The organism is Methylobacterium sp. A54F (assembly GCF_053346035.1).
Genome location: NZ_JBKFBF010000180.1, coordinates 1 through 292, shown reverse-complemented (window position 1 = coordinate 292; position 292 = coordinate 1). Strand labels below are relative to the sequence as shown.

Here is a 292-nt window from a genome sequence, read left to right as displayed (position 1 = left end):
GGAGTGGCGCCCGGACGGGGCGGGCTTCGCCCGCATCTCCGTGCTCGACGCGTCGGGGGCGAGCGACAGCGTGGTGGTGCGGCTGGAGTGATCCCCTGCGTCGGTCGGCCGGATCCTCCCGGACCCGCTACTTCACGAGCCGGATCGCGTCGCGGAAGCGGGGATGCCGGGCGGTGCCGAGCCACTCGAACACCGCCATCTCGGTGGTGACGATCTCGGCGCCGTGGCGCGCCATCCGCGCGAGCGCGGCCTCTCGGTCCTCGGGACGGCGCGCACCGAGCGCGTCGGCGAC

At 75.3% G+C, this 292-nt stretch carries 1 pseudogene; it reads right to left on the bottom strand.

The features are described from left to right. Positions 1–127 precede the first annotated feature (127 nt). Positions 128–292: pseudogene (locus ACLBXP_RS25870) on the bottom strand (isochorismatase family protein); the annotation flags it as partial.